At 37.8% G+C, this 20,750-nt stretch carries 15 protein-coding genes; 13 read left to right on the top strand and 2 right to left on the bottom strand.

Annotated elements, in window-relative coordinates; translation table 11 throughout:
• Positions 1-5 precede the first annotated feature (5 nt).
• The 10 genes from R2B72_RS06775 to R2B72_RS06730 all read left to right on the top strand — a co-directional run bounded on the left by R2B72_RS06775 (position 6) and on the right by R2B72_RS06730 (position 13,338).
• Positions 6-842: a carbohydrate ABC transporter permease gene (locus R2B72_RS06775; RefSeq protein WP_318615662.1), complete on the top strand. Its 837-nt coding sequence runs from the start codon at positions 6-8 to the stop codon at positions 840-842.
• A gap of 23 nt (positions 843-865) precedes the next feature.
• Positions 866-3,025, top strand: a complete 2,160-nt coding sequence (locus R2B72_RS06770) for a YIP1 family protein (RefSeq protein ID WP_318615660.1) — start codon at positions 866-868, stop codon at positions 3,023-3,025.
• Positions 3,025-5,295, top strand: coding sequence for a DUF5696 domain-containing protein (locus R2B72_RS06765; RefSeq protein ID WP_318615741.1), 2,271 nt, complete (start codon positions 3,025-3,027; stop codon positions 5,293-5,295). Before R2B72_RS06770 ends, R2B72_RS06765 begins: the two co-directional genes overlap by 1 nt.
• Before the next feature lies 1 nt (position 5,296).
• Positions 5,297-6,166 carry a sugar ABC transporter permease gene (locus tag R2B72_RS06760; RefSeq protein WP_318615659.1) on the top strand — a complete coding sequence of 290 codons (870 nt, stop codon included), beginning with the start codon at positions 5,297-5,299 and terminating at the stop codon, positions 6,164-6,166.
• Between the two features lie 12 nt (positions 6,167-6,178).
• Positions 6,179-7,192, top strand: a complete 1,014-nt coding sequence (locus R2B72_RS06755; protein ID WP_318615657.1) for a carbohydrate ABC transporter permease — start codon at positions 6,179-6,181, stop codon at positions 7,190-7,192.
• Positions 7,193-7,760: 568 nt separating this feature from the next.
• The gene (locus R2B72_RS06750; protein WP_318615656.1) at positions 7,761-8,468 is read left to right on the top strand and encodes a response regulator transcription factor; all 708 of its coding nucleotides are present in this window, start codon (positions 7,761-7,763) and stop codon (positions 8,466-8,468) included.
• Positions 8,437-9,813, top strand: coding sequence for a sensor histidine kinase (locus R2B72_RS06745; protein WP_318615655.1), 1,377 nt, complete (start codon positions 8,437-8,439; stop codon positions 9,811-9,813). Before R2B72_RS06750 ends, R2B72_RS06745 begins: the two co-directional genes overlap by 32 nt.
• A gap of 208 nt (positions 9,814-10,021) precedes the next feature.
• Complete coding sequence (locus R2B72_RS06740) at positions 10,022-10,660, top strand: hypothetical protein (RefSeq protein ID WP_318615654.1); 639 nt, start codon at positions 10,022-10,024, stop codon at positions 10,658-10,660.
• A 618-nt stretch (positions 10,661-11,278) separates the two neighbouring features.
• The gene (locus R2B72_RS06735) at positions 11,279-12,616 is read left to right on the top strand and encodes an ABC transporter substrate-binding protein (protein WP_318615652.1); all 1,338 of its coding nucleotides are present in this window, start codon (positions 11,279-11,281) and stop codon (positions 12,614-12,616) included.
• A gap of 104 nt (positions 12,617-12,720) precedes the next feature.
• Complete coding sequence (locus R2B72_RS06730; RefSeq protein WP_318615650.1) at positions 12,721-13,338, top strand: YesL family protein; 618 nt, start codon at positions 12,721-12,723, stop codon at positions 13,336-13,338.
• A 98-nt stretch (positions 13,339-13,436) separates the two neighbouring features.
• Here R2B72_RS06730 and R2B72_RS06725 read toward each other — a convergent pair whose 3' ends face one another.
• Positions 13,437-15,485, bottom strand: a complete 2,049-nt coding sequence (locus tag R2B72_RS06725; RefSeq protein ID WP_318615649.1) for an endo-beta-N-acetylglucosaminidase — start codon at positions 15,483-15,485, stop codon at positions 13,437-13,439.
• A 217-nt stretch (positions 15,486-15,702) separates the two neighbouring features.
• Here R2B72_RS06725 and R2B72_RS06720 point away from each other — a divergent pair, with 217 nt between their 5' ends.
• Both R2B72_RS06720 and R2B72_RS06715 read left to right on the top strand, forming a co-directional pair.
• Positions 15,703-17,628 (top strand): ABC transporter ATP-binding protein, encoded by a 1,926-nt coding sequence (locus R2B72_RS06720; RefSeq protein ID WP_318615647.1) that lies wholly within the window; start codon positions 15,703-15,705, stop codon positions 17,626-17,628.
• A gap of 232 nt (positions 17,629-17,860) precedes the next feature.
• Positions 17,861-18,367 (top strand): DNA topology modulation protein, encoded by a 507-nt coding sequence (locus tag R2B72_RS06715; protein ID WP_318615646.1) that lies wholly within the window; start codon positions 17,861-17,863, stop codon positions 18,365-18,367.
• Between the two features lie 144 nt (positions 18,368-18,511).
• Here R2B72_RS06715 and R2B72_RS06710 read toward each other — a convergent pair whose 3' ends face one another.
• Positions 18,512-19,543: a glycoside hydrolase family 18 protein gene (locus tag R2B72_RS06710; RefSeq protein WP_318615645.1), complete on the bottom strand. Its 1,032-nt coding sequence runs from the start codon at positions 19,541-19,543 to the stop codon at positions 18,512-18,514.
• Positions 19,544-19,721: 178 nt separating this feature from the next.
• Between R2B72_RS06710 and R2B72_RS06705 the strand changes: the two genes are divergently transcribed.
• A complete protein-coding gene (locus R2B72_RS06705; protein ID WP_318615644.1) occupies positions 19,722-20,750 on the top strand; it encodes a carbohydrate-binding family 9-like protein in 1,029 nt (342 codons plus the stop codon).

Genomic DNA, 20,750 nt, shown 5'->3' with positions numbered 1-20,750 from the left:
AGCATATGGATCGGACGCAATATGTGATTCTGTTTTTATTAACACTTTTGTCCATTTTTATGCTTCTGCCGATTGTTTATATCATTAATCATGCTTTTAAGCCTTTACATGAGTTGTTTCTCTTTCCTCCAACATTTATTGTGCAAGAACCAACGACACAAAACTTTGTTGAATTGTTATCGTTAACACAAAGTACGTTTGTACCGGTATCCCGCTACATCTTTAATAGTGTGATTGTGACGATTGCAACAACGGTCGCCATGGTTGTCACCAGTGCTTTTTGTGCATATGCATTGTCTAAACATAGATTCCCAGGTTCGAATTTTGTGTTTTCAATGATTATGTTATCACTTCTTTTTGTGCCGACAGTTATTCAAATTCCAAGATTTGTCGTCATTCAAAATCTGGGGATTATGAATACGTATTGGGGGCATGTTTTGCCACTCATCGCTATGCCAGTAGGTGTATTTTTGATGAAACAATTTATGGACCAAGTACCGAATGAAATTATGGAAGCAGCAAAAATCGATGGGGCTTCAGAAGTACGGACGTTTCTACAAATTGTGATTCCATTAGTAACACCTGCTGTTGCGACGATAGCGATTATCGCTTTCCAAACGGTATGGGGTAACACAGAAACATCACAGTTATTCATGCAAGATGAGTCTATGAAGACATTACCTTACTACATGATGTCGCTAACAGCGAATCTTGCAAACTCAGTGGCACGACAAGGGGCCGCTGCGGCAGGTGCATTGATTATGTTCTTACCTCAACTTATCATATTTTTGTTCTTCCAGAGTAAAGTAATCGCTACGATGGCACACTCTGGTATCAAGTAAGCTAGAAAAAAGGAGGGATATCTATGGGGAGAAGAAGGAGAAAGTGGCAAAAGTATATAGCTACTGTTACCCTTATGACCTTATTCCTATCATTTTCGACAACGGTCAAAGCGGAAAGCCCTTATGACACGTTTAGCGTGAATGGTTTTGGACAAACAATTTTTACTCAGCCTGCATATGAGCCTCAAGGGGTACTAGCAGATGATATCTATATAGAAGATGAAAATGGTGAAAGTGTCTATTCTCCATTAAATCAACCAAAGGATTTCTTTGTAGCCCAAAATGATGAAATATATATTGCTGATACAGGAAATGACCGAATTGTTCACTTGGATATGAATGGTGAATTAATTAGAGTACTTAACGTTCCAGAAAGTCCATTAAATAAACCATCAGGTATATTCATTACAGAAAATAATGAAATTTATATTGCTGATACAGGTAATAAAAGAGTTGTCCTATTAGATAACAGCGGCGCAATGATTAAAGAGTATTTACGCCCAGAATCCAAGTATATCGATGATTCTTTTGTCTATGAACCAACAAATATGATTGTAGATAATAGGGGTTTTGTCTATGTCGTCTCTCGGGGGACATTCCAAGGGATTATTCAGTTCAGCCCTGAGGGAGCATTTTATGGGTTTTACGGTACCAATATTACAGAAGTACAATTAATGGATCGGGTTCGCAATATTTTCTATACGAAAGAGCAATTAGCTAGGCAAGTTCGATTGCTACCGAATCCAATTACTAATATTGCTATTGACGACGTAGGATATATCTATACGGTGTCAAGTGATGCAGCAGAACAGATAAAAAAATTGAATATTCGTGGTGAAAATCAATGGAAGGATTTTCAATATGAAGAAAACATAAATTTACGGTTTTTACGCAGAAGCACGAACCAAGAGGAAGCAACAGCGGGAAGTAACAACAACTTAACAGATATTTCGATAGATGAAAATGGCATTGTTACAGTGGTAGACAAAAGTAGCTCAATCATTGCGCAATTTGACCAAAACGGGGAAATACTATTTTACTGGGGAGCGCCTGTTACATCCGGATCTGCACAAAAAGGAGTACCAAGAAGCCCAGTAGCCGTCGAGACCAATAGTCGTAAGCAAATTCTAGTACTAGATGACTCCTTAAACCTGATTCAAGTTCTCCAACCAACTGAATTTGGCGAAACAGTTCAAATGGCTTTCGTTCTAACAGAGCAAGGTGATTATGATGGCAGTGAAAAGTATTGGAAAGAAGTCGCTAGACAAAACGCTTTATTTACGCCAGCCTATAATGGTCTTGCGCGGTCGGCTTTTTATAAAGAAGACTATGCAGGAGCGAGAGAGTTATATAAACGTGCGGGTGATGCAGAAGGCTATTCTGATTCATTTTGGCAAATTCGTTTAAATTGGTTCCAAAGCAAATTCCCACTCTTTGCAAATGCCTTTTTGATTTTCGGATCCATTGCTCTCATTTGGATAAAGATTCAAGAACGAAAAAGAAAGAAAAAAGGCAATAACGAAACATCAAAAGCAAAGATGAAATTGGTTGACAAACCAATAGAACCAACTCTTTTTGCCCAATTAAAACATGCATTTTATACGTTGCGTCATCCTATTGATGGCTTTGATGATATTCGATTTAGAAATATGGGTAGCTATCTTAGCGCGATAATCGTCTTAGTAGCTGTCGTCGTCATTGCGTTTTCCAGAACCTTTTTAACGAGCTTCACATTCTTTCCTGTCCCAGAAGGGGCGTTTAGTGTGGGATCTACGTTGGCCATGTCAGTAGCTATATGGGTTTCGTGGGTAGTGTGCCAGTATTTAATAGGGGCTATCAAACAAGGACAAGCTAGGTTTAAAGATATATTTGTCGGTAGTGCTTATTCACTTTTCCCAATCGCGATATTGGGATTACCATTAGCATTCCTATCGAATATCATGACATGGAGTGAAATATCAATTTACAATGCAGCAACTGCATTTATGACACTATGGTGTGCTGCATTATTCTTCTGGATGATCATGACGTTACAAAATTATTCAGTTGGTGAAACAATTATTAGTATTTTATTAACACTATTTTCTATGATCATTTTATGGGTATTAATCTTTATTATCGTAGGTCTTACTTCTGAGACGGTAGACTTCATTATCACACTTTACAAGGAGTTGACAATGTGATGAAAAGTAGAAAAAAGTTTTTGGTTATCGTAACAACCGCAATGCTCTTATTTTCACTGTTGTCAATTACTTCTTTTGCAGACGATGATTCGACAGAAGACAAAGACAAAGAGGAAGTAGTGGAGAAGCAGGCAGTTAGTGGTAATGCTGTATTCCCAGCGATTGAAAATCTTCAACAAGTAACAGAGAATACAGGATTTGCATTGAAAGCTGATCCACAGACAGGCCATTTCGTAGTACAAAACAAAAAAACAGGAAGTGTTGTAACGTCCTTCCCTAATCCGGAAAAATGGGATGAGGAAAAGACAGCAGCTTCTTGGCAATCGCACTTGAAAGCACCTTTTATGTTTTCATATGTCGAAATGCATAAAAGAAAAGATCAGGTGAAAGAATCGAATCCATTGAATAACAAAACAACAGTAACATTTGAAGAAATTGAGGATGGCTATAAGGTCATTTATGAAATGCCAGACTTAGGTTTTGTAATTCCGATTGAAGTTCGATTAGTAGAAGATTATGTAGAAACAAAAGTGTTGGCGGATGAGATTCAGGATGAAAATAAAACGGATAAAAACGCAAAAAAGGCAGATGCTGTAAAAAATCGCTTAGTTTCTCTACGTCTATTTCCATTCTTGGGTGCAGATAACTCGGACGATCAAGACGGCTTCTTATTTTTGCCGGATGGTTCAGGGGCATTGGTAGATTTCCAAAAGAATCGGGCGAGTACGAACAACTTGTACAGTGAAAGAATTTATGGTTCCGACCAAGCTTTTGCAACAAAAGCTAGTTTGTCACCAAGGCTTTCCGTTAGAATGCCGGTATTTGGGATGAAATCGGGTGACCAAGCCATCTTGGGCGTTGTTCACGAAGGAGATACGTATACGAATATTGTCTCTGCACCTTCGGAATCCTATAGCCAGTATAACTGGGTGACGGGTGAACATCTATTCCGTTTTAAAGTCTATCAAGCTACGAATAAACAAAAGACAGAAGGTTTCTATATTTATAGTGAAGATATGCAGCGCACCAATCGTGCGATTCGATACTACCTGCTCGAAGAAGCAGATTATGCCGATATGGCTGTTAGATATCGGCAGTATTTAATGGAAGAACGAGGTTTTAAACGCAAGGAAGTAGCAGATGACAGTCTGGCTCTCTCTTTACATATACTTGGCGGGGGGATAAAAAAAGGGTTTCTACTAGATTCATATCTGCCTTTTACAACGACTGATCAAGCTATAGAAATTGTACAAGAGCTAGGTAGCCTTGGTGTTGATGATATGTCAATTACGTATCATGGATGGGAAAAAAGTGGTTATGGAAAATTTGGGGAGCAATTTCCAGTGGCTAGAAAACTAGGTGGAAATGATGGGATGAAAGAACTCGCAGAGTTTGCTCATTCCAAAGGACATCCCATCTATCTGGATGCTAGTACTTATACGTATAATAGCACTGGGAAAAATGGTTTTAGGGCTAATCGCGATGGATTACGTGATTTAGGATTGAACGTGATGAAGTTCAATCGTAAAGAAAATGATACAGTATTAGTCAGTCCTCGATTTATGCAAAATGTCATTTATAATGACTTTGAGAAAGCAAAGAAACTTGGCGTAGATGGTTATTTATTTGGAGATGGCATTGGTTCTACATTACCATCTGATTATAATGATAAACATTTGGCGCAGCGTCACGAAGTGAAAGAAATCCAACAAGATATTTTAACGACAACCAAAAAAGAGCTTGGGGATGTTCGAGTAGCTGAAGGTAATTTTTATGCGCTCGCTGAAAGTAGTCATATTGAGCAGATGGATAATGATTATTCTTACGACTTATTTGTCGACAGAACGATTCCATTTGCCCAAATTGCTTTACATGGTTTAGTCAGTTATTCCTTTAATTATGGGAACATGAGTGGAAATGTTACGGAATCTCTTCTAAAGGGGATTGAGTATGGAGCAACACCAGCTTTTTTGGTCACATATGAAGAATCCCATCGATTACTAGAATCGAGAGCAATGTATCGCTTTTACAGTACGTACTATAAAGATTGGGAAACTGAAATAGCAACTCAATATCAGTTGTTTAATGACGCACTAGCGGATGTTCAGAACCAGTTTATCGTTGATCACCGAAAAGTATCTAAAAATGTGTTTGAAACGGTTTATGAAAATGGTAAACGTATTCTAGTCAACTATAATGACAGTCCGTATACCTATCAAAATCATGTTATAGAGGCGGAAGGTTTTATCATTTTGGAAGGAGGAAACTAATATGCTAAAAAGGAGAATACTTAGTCCGAAACTAGCGCGAAACCTAGAAGGAATGTTATTTATCGCACCTTGGCTAATTGGGTTCCTTGTCTTTCTAGCCTTTCCGCTAGGCTTTTCATTATTTATGAGTTTTCATAAAGTTAAAGTATTGCCTAGTGGCATGCAGTACGATTTTAACGGCGTTAATTACTATCGCGAAATTCTATTTAACAGCTCAGAGTTTTATGATAAATTAATTCCTTATTTCCAAGAAGTCGTAATCATGGTTCCAATTATTATTATATTTGCATTCCTTATTGCGATTTCACTTAACCAAAAACTACGTGGAAGATTTATGTTCCGAGCAATTTTCTTCTTGCCTGTTATTTTTTCTACAGGGTATCTTTTAACTGAATTCGTTAACCAAGGGGAAGGAAGTCTAGGCTTCCTTGAACGTTTTGCATTAGGGGCATACTTAGATGACTTCTTAGGTGATAGTTCATGGGGGCAGCCTATTAAAACGTTGCTGAATCGTTTTGTGTTGGTGTTATGGTACTCTGGGGTTCAAATTTTAATATTCCTAGCAGGACGACAAACCATTCCCATTTCGGCTTATGAATCTGCCAGGATTGATGGAGCTTCACCTTGGGAAATTTTTTGGAAAATCACATTACCTGCAATGTCACCATTTATTTTATTAAATTTAATTTACACAGTTGTTGATATGTTTACATTTCCATTTAACCCCGTCATTAAGTTAATAGGAACAGGTAATTACGGCTACAGTAGTGCACTTTCTTGGATCTATTTTGTGATTATTATTGTGTTTTTACTACTCGTATTATTGACATTCATAAAGGTAAACAAAACTCAAAGATTAGCAAAAAGTTAAGGAGGGGTGAATATGCGCACTGATATCCAACCAGTAGAAAGTAATCATCCGTCAAAGATGAGCAAGCAACTTATAAAGGATAAAAGTCCGAAAGACAAGTATTATTATACTGACAAGGCAAGAACGGCGAAGTATATGATTCTTGGAAGGGAAGTAAATGAGGGGCTTCTCTTTAAGATTTTTTTATACGTTGTTTTTATAGCAACTTCGTATATATTTTTAAACCCCATCATCAAAATGATGGTCAATATGGTTATGTCAACAAGCGATCTGATGAATCCAACAGTTACTTGGATTCCAACTAAGATTTACTGGGGACAATTGCAAACGGCGTGGGAGATGCTGAACTATCCACGAGCTGTGATGGTTAGTCTTGTCATTGCTTTGTCTACATCTGTTTTTCACGTAATTTCATGTGGACTAGCGGGATATGCGCTTGCACGATTGCAGTTTCCTTTTAAGAAGTTGGTTTTTGGATTACTGTTGTTGGCATTTATTATCCCGCCACAAGTAATTATTTTACCGACGATTATTGCGTATACGAATCTAGGGTTGAATAATTCGATTGTCACGTTGATCATCCCATCTATCTTAGGGTTTGGAGTTAAAGGTGCATTATTCGTTATTATCTTCCGTCAGTTCTTTGCAACGCAGCCAAAAGAGTTAGAGGAAGCTGCCAAAATTGATGGGGCAACCGCTTTTAAATTTTATTTTAAAGTAATGCTTCCATTGGCAAAACCGGCGATATTAGTAGTGTTTCTGTTTTCGTTTGTCTGGACATGGAATGATACGTATTTCCCGCAGATGTTTTTGTCGGATTCATTATTCCTACCTTTAGCAAGTGAAACATTGCAATTAGATAAATTAATTACAAGTCTTGTTGAAACGCAACAAATTTCATCTCAAGATGCTGGGGCTATTAAAATGGCAGCGAGTTTCTTGGTGATCTTACCACCATTATTGATTTTCTTGGTATTCCAAAGACACTTTGTAGAAGGTGTTGAAAGAACAGGGCTAGTCGAATAATCGCTATATTTTCGTGACAAATGATTCGAGTTACAAAAGACGACGGAACATTCACTACTTGAATGTTCCATCGTCTTTTACTGTTTAGATTTAGTAAATCAATGGGCATGATTTTAGAAAATAGTTAACTCTACTATAATGAATTAAATATCATTTAAGGAACATTGTTGCATGATTAACAGGGAAATTAACAGTCGGATTGTTTTCTTGTAATCGTCAAGTCTAAGAGAGTATAGCCATAACAACTAGCTGTGCTGTTTATATATATAGTAAGTTTTTCTGGATATTCTGTATAATTGAAATATCAAAATATTGATAAAATGATTGGACAAAAACTAATTGTCGTGCTAAGATTTATTTTATAAATGACAATTGTTTCTCTAGTTGCAACATATTGAACTATATTATTGATGAATGAAATCGATTTCATTTTAATGCCAATATGCTTATTAAAAAAGTCGCTTTCATTAAATAAGTTCATTGAGAAAGTAAACGAATAGTGCGTAAGCAGGTTGTCGTCTGTTAACTCTATACTACATAGTAATAATTATTCATAGGGGGGCCAATTATGCGTATTCTACTTGTTGAGGATGAAATTTCAATCCGGGATGTTCTAAAGTCATATTTGTTAAAAGAAGGTTGGGATGTATTAACTTCTGGCGACGGTGTAGATGCTTTAAATAAAACCCAAAAAATTAAAGTGGATTTAGTAATTTTGGATTTAATGATTCCTAAATTATCAGGGGAAGAAGTATGTCGAGAAATCAGAAAAACGTCAAATGTACCTATTCTAATTGTGTCGTCAAAGTCAAGGGAAGAGGACATGATTAAAGGACTGAATATTGGAGCAGATGATTATATAACGAAACCTTTTAGAATTCAGGAAGTTCTTGCTCGTATTAATGCGCTACAAAGAAGAGTTAATATGTTCACGCAAAAAGCGAAACCGATTATGAGTTTTAACCGTAGAAGTCTCGTCATTAATTTTGAATCGAAAGAAGTTTTTGTTGACGATAATTTAGTTAGGCTAACGTTAACAGAATTTAAATTACTCGATGCACTGTTAAAAAAACCAGGAAAAGTGTTAAGTAGGGAGGATTTATCCTATCACGTCCAGGGGTACCGTTATATTGGGGATGGGCGTACAATGGATGCTCACATTAAAAACCTTCGTAAAAAAATCGAAAAAGATCCGAAAAATCCGATATATATTATTACGAGGGTTGGAGCGGGCTACCAATTTAATGTTGAAGCGGATCGAGTCCATGTCGGTTAAACCTTTTTTTAAAAAAGCAAGTGTCCAGTTTTGCATAATTTTACTCTGTATGGCAACGTTGACCGCAGGCGTTCTATATATCACTCATGCTATTTATTCTGATCAACAATTAAAAGATTATAAAATGGCGTATTATACAGAACAAACCTATAGATTGAGTTCCTTTTTAGGCTCGAATATCGTAGGGGATTTGGATGAGAAAGAAAATATGACATTATTCGATAATCTTGCGAAAAGTTTTTCTATTCGATATGAAATACTAGATCATCAGCGGGAAGAGAAAATACATGAAACAGCTTTCAACACTTCAACGATAAATAATGTTTCTTATGTGGATGCACCAATTATTTCTAATGGCAAACTACTTGGTTATTTAAGGGCATATTATGACATAAAATCGTTAGAAATGTCGCCTTCCTTAAGGAAGTTTCAAAATAGTTTAGACAATCAATGGCGTATTGTTGCCAACGTTACGATGCTCGTCTTAATCGTAAGTAGTTTGATCATCGCTAAAATTTATTCAAAATCTATGAAACCGACAGTGACATCCGCACTAACTGTATTACAGGGGAAGCGAGATATTCATGTGCCGAAAAGTGGAACATTGGAAATGGATTATTTGGTAGATAGCTTAAATAGTGTGCTTGTTGAGTTTAATAATATGGAAAATTGGCGAAAGCAGATGATGGAAGATTTAACACATGAGATACGGACACCACTGACATCCGTGCAGTTGATGATGGAAGCAATCATCGACGGAGTCTATCCGACTAGTACTGAAAACTTGCAAAAAATTTATAAAGAAGTTGATAGGTTATCACGTTTGATTTTGAATGTGCAAGATCTTTCGGAAGCAGAAGGTGCACGGTTTGGATTGGATATCACAAAAGTAAACATTATTCCTTTAATCAAAGGTACATATGATGGATTTTTATTCGTGGCGGCACAAAAGAATATTAAATTGTACTTGAAGCTTCCCAATAAGCCATGTGTAGCTGAATTAGATGCAGATCGTTTTGTACAGGTCATTACCAATCTTATTTCAAATGCACTCAAATATACACTGGAGGGAGGAACAGTTGAAATAGGAGTAGAAATAAATTCAGATGAAATCGTTTTTTATTGTGAGGATAATGGCATTGGTATATCGGAGGAGGATCAAATATTGGTATTCAATCGATTTTACCGGGTAGAAAAGTCCAGAACAAGTGAAAATGGAGGGCTAGGGATTGGCTTAAATATATCCCATGCATTAGCGCAAGCGCATGGTTGGCATATAGTTATTGAAAGTAAGCTGGCGGAAGGCTCCAAATTTTCAGTGAAGATCCCCTTGAATATAAAGTAACGAGACCATCGAGCAACTACACATATCAACTAGGGAGGTTTTCGCGATTGTTATTGATGCGTGTAAGAAGTTAAATCGTAATGCGACTATCCTGTTATATCCAATCTTATATGACGTCATTGCTTTAGTGATTGGAATATCATTAGTAGGATTTTACGGAAAGGATTTAGTATCGATACGGATGATACTTGAGATGGGGATACCTTCTGTGAGTCATCTATCAAATATTCCATTACTGATTAATGATATGGGTTTTTTAAGTATTCCTGTCGAAATTCCCCCTATTGCGTTAGTGATAACTATTACAGCTATTATTCTGGGGGCTTTTCTACAAGGTGGTTATATCGGATACTTAGCTGCAATTGTGGAGAACAGGGCATTTAGTTTTAAAGCGTTGGTTAGTATGGGGTTGAGAAATTGGATTCAGTTTATTATTTTGGAAGTTATTTTGTTTTTTGGGAAAATTGGCGTTACGGCTTTATTAGCTTTATTTTTTGGGATCATTGGCGTATTCGCTTCGTTAGTTTTTTTCATTACCCTTCGAATTATCTATATTTACTTAGAATTTACCATGGTGGTTGATCGAGTCGGAATCACAGGTGCACTTAAGAAAAGTCGTAGTTATTTAATGCAATCAATCCTGATTAGCTTGTTACTTGTGTTAGTGATGTATATTGTGTCAAGTTTGTTGAGTTTTGTACTCCACTACTTTTGGTCACCAATCGCAGTTATTGGATTGACAGTTATTTATGCTTATGTGATGACAGCTATCCAGTTGCTATTGATGACAGTTCTTTGTCAATTGAAAGGGGAGCGTCCGATTTCTATAAAGGCATTGTTTGCGTAAACTTTTGAAGGTCATGTGATTTATTTCTATTAACGGTGAAGTGAAAATCTTACCACCAACGCTTGTCGCTTGGGGATGCCTCCCGTGATAAGCCTTATAGAAAACCTTTATCACGATTATTTATTGGGAGTAGGTTCAATGGAGCCTACTTCTTTTTATGTGGTAGAATAGTTGTTCAAGCCAGTAATTAATGAGATTCATCACTATAATTAGAATAGTGATTGTTTTTGGAATAGATAAACCTTCACACCAAATTCATATCATTTGTGAGATTATATATACAAGCACTTGAACTAGTTATCTATTTACCTATTGGCCTATGGACTAGCGATTGCGATTAATATGAAGAAGACCGGTAATAAGGGGGGAATTAATAAGAATTGTCTTTTTTGCTCAGCACGAAATGTAAGCGCTTTTTTGCATTTTGTGCATAAAGTGAATCGTTGTATTGTACAACAACTTCAGTACACTTCATTCACCAAGGTTGAAGAAAGCTTCCCGGCATGGGTCATAAGTTGGAAAGCCCAGTACTGCGTGATACCCTTTCATAGGTCGTGGCGTTGTTAAGCTAGGAGTATCACGAATGCGAAATTATAATTTAATTAGGGGGTTTTAGTAATGAAAAAGAACTTTAAATTTTGGCTGATGTTACTTGTAGCTGTGTTCACGCTATCAGTGCTTGCAGCATGTAGCGGATCAGATACTGAGGAAAAAGGGACAGAAAAAGAGCCGGAAAAAGAATCTGCTGACAAACCAGAAGTGAACTTAGATGAAGAAGTTACGATTCGATGGGCTCACCAATGGGGAGCAGATCACTTCTGGAATGGTATCGGGAAAGATTTAAAAGAGAAATTCCCGAATGTAACGATTGAAGTACAACAAGCTGGAACTGACCATCCAGAAGATTTAGAGAAACTAATTGCAGCAAAGAAAAGCCCTGATATTGTCACAATGGGGTTAGTGACACATGCGAACTTTTTAAATAACCTTGGACTAGCATATAACATGGACGATTTAATCGCAGAAAGTGGTTTTGATTTAAATCGACTTGAGCCTTCTATTGTTCAATATGCACGTAACCAAGATCCAAATAAAGAAGATGGCTTATACATCCTTCCTAACGCACGTCCAACATGGGCATTGCATTACAACAAAGATGTATTTGACACGCTTGGTGTTGAATATCCAGCTGATGGATTGACTTGGGAAGAAGTGCTAGAGCTTGCGAAAGAATTAACACGTGAAGTAGGTGGAGTTCAGTATCGCGGATTGGATCTAGATGTTCCTTATGATGCGTATACACAGTTTAGCCAGAACTCGATTGACCCTGAAACAAACGAAGTACTGATCGCGGAATCTGAAGCTTACCGTAGACACCTTGAGTACGTTGGAGATGTTGTAGCTATTCCAGGAAACTACCCAGCAAGTGAACCTGCAAGCTTACTTCATAACTGGGGTTCATTGTTCAGTGAAGGGAATATCGCAATGGCACCAGCTGCAACGCATTACGGTTGGTTAGGAACTGATAACGTGGATATTGCAACGTATCCAGTATGGAAAGGTTATGAAGGTTTGAACCCTGTACCAAATGCTGGAGGTTATGCAATTACAGCGCCAAGTGAGCATAAAGAAATTACAATGGAGATTGTTAAGTATTTGCTATCTGATGAATATCAAATGGGAGTATCTAAAGCTGGTGGGGCTTCTGTTTTAGTGAATCAAGAAGTTCACGATGTATTTGGTACAGAAAATGAAAACTTAGCCGGCAAAAATACGGCTGCACTCTTTAAAAATGAATATGCAACGGGTCCAGCTAAAAAAGCACGTTATGGTGACGGCGTACTATGGACTGCACCTATTAAATACGTAGAATCTGGTAAAGATATCAATGAATTCTTGCGTATACTACAAGAAGAAGCGGAAGAAAATGTGAGGAAAGCAATGGAATCTGAATAATGCACCAATCATTTTTTTATAGCAATTAACACACCAAGTAAACCTGTGAAAATGTTCATTTTCACAGGTTTACTATTTTGGATTATTTTGAAATGAGGGTAGATATGTTTAAGATTGATGGAAAACTAATGGATGTGATGAACTGGATTACTAGGCTTCTTTATCTGCAATTCTTATGGGGTGCCTTCAGTTTACTAGGAATTGTTGTAGGGGGTGTCTTTCCAGCGACGTTTACGATGTTTGGTATTTCAAGAAAATGGATTCGAGAAGGGACGGGTTTTCCGGTATTTACAACCTTTAAAAAAATGTATAAGGAATCATTTTTTAAAGCCAATATACTTGGTTGGTGGATTGTTCTGTTAGGATTTAGTCTATACTATTATTTTAATCTTACGAATAATTTTGCTGGGGCATTATCAATCATCTCCATTGCGATTCTTATTACACTATCGCTATTGTATGCGGTGACAAGTTTGTTTATTATTCCTGTGTATGTTCATTTTGATGTTCGTTTACTACAAGTCATTAGGCATGCGGTGGCGATTGCCGTGATGCACCCCCTACATGTGGTCGGTCTACTGACAACGATCATTTCTTTTTATTACCTCATGTTGCTTGTGCCAGGAGTATTTATATTAATGGGTATCAGCTCATTTGCAATTGTTTTCATGTTAATTGCCAATATGGCGTTTACGAATATTGAACGAAAATTAAGCAATTAAAGGATCCAAAGCGATTTGAAACCTACTATTCTATTGCTTATGACGTGACAAAGCCCCTGGTTCAAAAGATACCGAGGGGCTTTTGGGTATGTGTGTTATTATTCAACTGGCCATTGAAATGTCATCATGACAGGCGTACTGTTGACACCATCAACATTTACAGCAACGAGCTGAAGTGTAGAAGTCTTTTTGTCAGCTAGACGGTTCAACGTTTTGACGTAATAGACTTCATCATATATACGACCAACGAATTCTTTTTCATCATTCGCCAGCACGCGGTAGATGTCATAAAACCAGATATCCTTGTCAGTAAAGTCCCATGATAAAAATAGCGTAGCACTGTTGTCTTCGAAATGGGCTTCATCCACTGTAAATCCTGTAGGAGCTTGTGGAAAAGTTGCAATTTCTTGTGTGAGGGCTAGTTCCCCAATGAGCACTTCATATGCCGAGTCGGTAGTAGAAGCAAAGCGTAAGCCTATGGTCGCAATTGTTCTACCTGTATAGGCGTCAAGAGAGAACGTCTGTGTTTGCCACTTGCTATGCGGGCTGTCGTCAACCGCTAGCCAGACAAATTGACTTGGATTATCTTCAAATAGTAGTCCTACTTCCATACGACAGTCGGCATTTGCTGTCACTGTTTGGTAAGTAAGAGCTAACTTGACATCAAGGTCAACGGCAAGTTGCGTTTTAAATAGTCTTAGCTCAGTTGTTTCAGATTGCTGTAAAGTTCCTGAAACTTTTAGCGACGATCCACCATCATACGCGATGTTATTGTCATAACTCGGTTGAAGTGGGCGTTCGGAGACGGCTACTGTGTCGTCTAGCGATTGATGGTTTGCGTCGAATCGTTGGATCCACCATTGCCAACTCGGGAGGATATCTTGGATGCTAGCATTATTCCATTCTTTATCACTGGCAAGCAGTCCGTTTAAAAAGAACTTTTTACCATGCCCCGTATTGAAACGCGTCACAAAAGGATAGGAGCCAATCACTGATCGTTCAGGAATATAATGCGCTACACCATCCCATTTTCGATATTCCTCACGATCCACAGCGTGGAAAGGGTCTTTATAGGGTTTGTACAAAGTCCTTCCAATTCGATCAGTTGGATCTTCCAATGGACCTGACCAATAGCGTTTCTCTCTCGTATACACCTCCTCTTGATCGTTGGGATCGAATTTATTGTAATAGCGATTCCAGACGAAATCCGTACCAAATAAGCCCCAGCCCATTCGTGCAGGCTCGTTTTCGGGGAATATCAAACGTGTGTCGTAAGGTGGGTTATAGCCATATTTATCATTCTCTGTTCCTGGGAAGAGCGTACGGTAAGGATCCAACCCGATTTTTTTAGCATATGCTTGGGAATTCAAGATTCTTTCTTCATTAAACGCATAGTTAATAAACATACTATCGATAATTGTGTTACCTGCCTCATCTTGGAGCCATGGTGCATTTTGCTCATTAAATTGATTTTGATAACGTAGTTTCCCGTTAATCAGGATGGTGTCGTACCATTGCAAATGGAAATAGGCAGGTGCTTTTTCATGGAAATATTGCATCATTTTTAATAATTGATGAGAATCTTCTTCTGAAATTGTATCTTCTTGATTAATAAAATAGCCATCGAAGCCGAAGTATAATGCCATTTCAATCATCTTGTCTGCAATTGGAAAGGACCCATCTGGTAATTGTTCTACTAATTCGGAGAAGTTCTCCTGTCGTGGCCAAAACCAGCACCCGAGGCTGAGTACACCATTGCGATGCGCTGCATCCGTATAAGCCGGATTAGGTAAATTAATAACGCCATAGATCAGTTCATCTGTTGGCGAACCTTCAATGGGTAGTCCTTGCCAAGCGCCATATAAATCGGTGTATTGCCAAAACTTAAGTAAATTTCTGCAAAAAGAATCACTGTATTTGAAACCGGTTGAATCTTTATCGTAGTCAGCAGATAAATTCATGACTTGCGGTTCAGCGCTTAATGTTGGATTTGCTTGAGTTGCTGCAAATGCTGGAATCCGATTTGCTAAAGGAACTCTGGAGCGGCAATACTTGGCATACTTATCTGTGCTTGGGCTCCAGTTTTTCAGCTCATTTGCATTGTAGCCATACATAGTTGGTTGGTGTGCTTTCGCCGGTCTATTCATTACTAATCTCCATTCTATTAAAAGTTTACACGAAATTAATTTTATACGAAATGATGTGAAGGTAGTGTGAAATGAAGGAATTTATTTAATAAAATAATAATTTTAAAATATCGTTATATTTAGGACTTATTGCTGTTATTTACCTTTTCATGACGCTATACTCTAATACGAATACTATTTGTTTGAAAAATTCCGATTTATAAAAAGGGGCGGGAAGATGGAAAGTGATAAACGGGCTAATCAAAAAGCTTTGGTACAAAGATATTGGAAATTTGTGAGGCCATACCGTTTTGTTATTGTGTCTATTATTGTATTAGGTATCATGAGTTTTGCTGTTCCATTGGCAATTCCATGGATGACAAAAATTTTAATTGATGATGTGCTACCGGGGAACAAGGGATTCTGGTCTTTAGAAAAAGTCATACTTGTAATGGCTGGTGTCTTTGCTTTTGGTGTAGTGATTAATTTCATTCGGAACTATATTACAGATCGTTTAGGGAATCAAATGGCATTAGATATGAAACAACAGTTATACGAACATTTGCAAAAGCTATCACCACAGTATTATGACAACCGTCAGATCGGAACGATTGTCTCGCGAGTGCAAAATGATGTCAATGGTGCATTGAACTTGGTTAGGGGCGGTGTGATCAACCTCGTTATTGATTTGTTTATGATTATTTTTGCGGCGATTTTATTGTTTAGTTTGAATTGGAAGTTAGCACTTTTATCATTGTGGATTTTACCGCTTTACTACTTAACATTTGCTAATTTAAACGTACGAATTCGATTTGCTTGGGGTTCTGTCCATAAACAAATGGGACGAATTTCTGGTGTGCTGTTTGAGCGGATTTCAGGCATGAAAATTGTACAATCCTTTAATCGTGAACCAGAGGAAATGTCGCGCTTTAAGAAACAAATCAAACATCACTATGACTATGCGATGTCTGCCCATGTTTTATCAAACGTACTCGGTAGTATCACACAGACATTTAATAACACTGGGAACTTAATTAGTTGGTTTATCGGTGGTATGTTTGTATTGAACGGTCATTTTACGATTGGGGCATTGATTGCATTCCAGCAATATTTAATGCAACTGTATGGACCGATTCAGCAATTCGCGAATATTAATATTACGATTCAAAACTCAATGGCCAATATTGAACGTATTTTTGAAGTATTTGATATTGACCCAGATATTGAAAGTAAACAAAATGCGATTGTTTTGGATGAGTCTCGTGGAGAGATTGTCTTTGAGTCTGTATCATTCACATATGTAATTGAACGAGAAGAACAACCGAAAAGTCGGGATAAGGATGGGGATCCAGATGTCATTGAAAAATTTAAGCCAGATAAGAAATTTTACTGGGTTTCTCCACGAACAGCTCCACCATTGCCGCCTGTTAAAGTAGAGGAGACTACTGCATTGCGTGATGTGTCGTTTGTTGCAAAAGCAGGAGAGGTTGTCGCAATTGTCGGGCCAAGTGGTTCAGGGAAGTCAACGATGATTAATTTGATTCCGCGTTTTTATGATCCGAATAAGGGTCGTATTTTGTTGGATAATGTTGATCTGCGGGATTATGATGTCACGGGCGTTCGCGAACAAATTGCTCTTGTGTTACAAGATAATATTCTGTTCTCGGGCACGGTATTTGATAATATTGCCTATGCACAACCCAATGCGACGCATGAAGAAGTGATTAGTGCTGCGAAGGCGGCCTATGCCCATGAATTCATAGAAGCTTGGCCAAAAGGATATGAAACGATGTTAGGCGAACGTGGGGTACGATTATCGGGGGGGCAGAAACAGCGCATTGCAATCGCCCGCGCATTATTGAAAAATCCACGTATTCTTATATTAGATGAAGCAACATCTGCGTTAGATGCAGATTCAGAAGAAAATGTGACAGCGGCGTTGGAAGAGTTGATGAAAAACCGTACGACATTTATCATCGCCCATCGTTTAGCAACGGTTGTCCGTGCGGATCAAATATTAGTGATGGATGAAGGACGAATTGTTGAACAAGGTTCCCATAGTGAATTGTTAAAGCAGGACGGATTATACCGTGATTTATACGAAAAACAATTGAAAGCCATGCGGCCGGATGGATTGTTTCAGCAGCAGTCTGTGCAGGCGTAAAAGACAATTATTTTGTTCCAGTTCTAAATAAACTTAATTGTATGTGTTGAAATAAAGAATTCTATATCATAATAGAAGAGTAAGTGTGGCTAGAAATGACGAAATCATTTCTAGCCACACTATTTTCATTTATCTTATTGCGCATCATTACTAGACGAGTCCTTGCAATATGCAAGTGAGAAATCTAGATGATTGGAAAATAAAAGAATATAGGATTTTTTAGGAGGTTCTCATGAAAAAAATTGTCCTTATTGGTTCAGGTGGCTCTGGGAAATCAACATTGGCTAGGCAATTAGGAAGCAAACTTAGATTAAATGTTTATCATCTTGATGCACTTTTTTGGAAGCCTAATTGGATTGGAGTCCCAAAGGATAAGCAAAGAAAAGTACAAAATGAATTAGTGAAAAAAGAAAAATGGGTTATTGATGGCAATTATAGTGGAACAATAGATATAAGGCTTACCGCAGCGGATACTATAATATTTCTTGACATTCATAAAATAATCTGTGTTTATCGTGTTTTAAAAAGAATGTTGCATTACAGAAATAAAACTAGACCAGATATGGGATCAGGTTGTGAGGAGAGGCTTGACTTCGGTTTTCTAAAATGGATATGGAATTATCCAAAGACGAATAGACCAGAAATTTTGAAGAAGCTAGAGCAATTATCTAAAGAAAAACAAATTATCATTTTAAGAACACCTAAACAAATTCAAAATTTTTTAGAAGAAGTAAAATGAAGTTTTATATTTCATTCCACAAACAGGCGGATCCTACAATAAAAAGTGCCCCAATGAAATTGCTATATAGTAGCAAAATTTCCTGAGGCACTTTGTTGTCTGCTATTGTTGCCGAATCTGATTGTTTTCTTCTACGGTTTAAAATTAATCCAGCGATTGATGCATAGCGTCTAAGAGACGAAAAGTATTGTCGCATTTGTATTCCCAAAACATAATGCCGCCAAGTCCTTCTCTACTTACATACTCGCATTTATGTTGGATTGATTCTTCGTCATCATAGGTAATGAAAGTATGTCCATCAAAAAGATAAGGTGCCTTCGCTTCATCATCCCAAAAACGGGTAAATCCATTGACGTTGATGTAATTTTCTATGAGCTGGGAATAATCTGGTCCGTAACCTCCTGACCCTGCCGTCATTTGATGTAGGCCGTTATTATTATCAGGAACATCCTTCCACATACGAGAATAAAATGCAGCCCCGATTACAAGCTTCTCACGTGGAACGCCAGCCTGCATGAATAAGTTAACAGATTGTTGGACGCTAATTCTGAAAAGATCTCCCGTAGGCGTATATAAATTCGTATGATGCCCTGTAAATGTTTGAAATCCACCACGCATATCGTATGTCATCAGCTGAACGTAATCTAAATACTTTTGTACTTCAGCCATTTCGGTACCCTCAATGTAATATTGATCTGCACCTGTTGCTATTGTTAGAAGGTAATAGTGACCTGTTTCTTTTTCGAGGTCATTCAATGCCTCTCTAATTTCTTTTAACAGGTATGTAAAGTTTTCTTTATCAGAAGCTGAAGAGTGTATGCCTGCTGCACCATAAGAAGGATATTCCCAATCGAGATCAATGCCATCGAAAGCATGTTCTTTTAAAATGTTTACAGCACTAGCCGCCATAAGCTTTCTTCCAGCTAAAGTCGAAGCCGCCTCCGAGAATCCCCCGGCACCCCATCCACCTACTGACAGTAATATTGTTAGGTCTGGATTTATTTTCTTTAATTCACCAAGTCGATCTAGGTTCTTTAAATGATCAATCCTAATTTGATCATGGATGACATGGCCGAATGCTACATTTAAATGCGTTAATTTCAAAGCATCCTCCGTACGTATACTAGGTAAAGAACCGTCCCCGGCATACCCTACTACCTTATATTTTTTCTCCATCTGAATTCTCCTTGTCGTATATTATTTTCATTTATACTAAACTATGTTAGCCCAAATAGAAAGCAATTTCCAGAAGTATTTCCAAAAGTATAATTTGTGTGATTATTTTATTATGACTGTTATAATATTGATAAGCTTAGGGTTTTCTAATGCATGTAATATAAAGGACGTGACGACAATGAAAAATGCGATACCTGAACCAATGATTTCTTCGTATTCACCGAACCGTTATCTGTGTCAAAAAACAACTGACACACTACACCTGGATGGAAGGCTGGACAAACCATTTTGGCAATTAGCCCCTTGGAGTGAAAACTTCGTTGATATCGAGGGGGATGCGAAGCCGAAACCAACGAAACAAACCCGAGTAAAAATGTTATGGGACGACGAGTACTTTTATTTCGGTGCTGAGTTAATAGAAGATGAGATTTGGGCGACACTGACAGAAAGGGAATCTGTTATCTTCCATGATAATGATTTTGAAATCTTTATTGATCCTGATGGTGACACGCATAATTATTACGAATTTGAAATAAATGCGCTAAACACAGTGTGGGATTTATTATTAGTAAAACCGTATCGTGATGGTGGGCCAAGTGTCAATGGGTGGGACATTCGTGGCCTAAAAACAGCTGTACACATTGATGGGACACTAAATGATCCCTCAACTATGAAAGATAACCGCAAATGGAGTGTTGAAGTGGCAATGCCATGGAACATACTGAAGGAATGTGCCAAAGAAGGGCGTCCACCCAAATCAGGCGAATTTTGGCGTGTAAACTTCTCACGTGTACAGTGGCAAGTCGAAGTCAAAGATGATCAATATGTTAAAAAGATTAATCCGACAACTGGGAAGCCTTACCCTGAAGATAATTGGGTGTGGTCGCCAATGGGGATTGTGAACATGCATTACCCAGAACTATGGGGCTATGTATTTTTTGCAGATAAATTAGCCCAAGAATTTCCGGAAATTTCAGAAGATGAAGTTAGAAGATGGCAACTTCGTAAAGTTTATTATTGGCAAAGACAATACTTTTCAGAGCATGGATCTTTTACCACTGAGATAGGGGAGGAACTAGTGCGAGAGCTACCAGAAGGCTTTACGATTGAAACGACATCACGCACATTCCTGGCATCTTTGCAAAGTTCTGAAGGAAATCGAAAAATCTATATTCGTGAAGACGGGAAAGTATGGGAGGAATCATAA

Source organism: Sporosarcina sp. YIM B06819, from assembly GCF_033485175.1.
Taxonomy (GTDB): domain Bacteria; phylum Bacillota; class Bacilli; order Bacillales_A; family Planococcaceae; genus Sporosarcina.
This window is presented reverse-complemented; position numbering and strand designations above follow the sequence as displayed.